The sequence below is a fragment of the Sphingomonas sp. 10B4 genome (assembly GCF_035019905.1).
GTDB lineage: Bacteria > Pseudomonadota > Alphaproteobacteria > Sphingomonadales > Sphingomonadaceae > Sphingomonas > Sphingomonas glacialis.
In genome coordinates this window covers 1-233 of record NZ_JASJVC010000347.1, presented here as the reverse complement: position 1 = coordinate 233, position 233 = coordinate 1, and the positions used below count along the sequence as shown (strand labels likewise).

The 233-nt window shown below is 54.5% G+C and carries 1 pseudogene; it reads right to left on the bottom strand.

Annotated features, from left to right (window positions below):
- A pseudogene (locus QN347_RS21060) lies at window positions 1-154 on the bottom strand (HAMP domain-containing protein); the annotation flags it as partial.
- Window positions 155-233: the final 79 nt, after the last annotated feature.

Here is a 233-nt window from a genome sequence, read left to right as displayed (position 1 = left end):
ATTCGAGATAGGCTTTGGCATTTTCGAGTTCGCTGCGGTTTTTTTCGACGGCGGCGCGGGCATCGAATAATTGGCGCGTCATGGTATTGAACGACTGCGTCAGGCTGCCGAGTTCATCACTGCTGGCGACGATGGGACGCGGCGAAAAATTCCCCTCGGTGACCGTGCCAGTTCACCTGAAATCAGAAAGGCACTGGTGATGGCAGCGAAAATCGCCAGCAACAGAGTTAAGG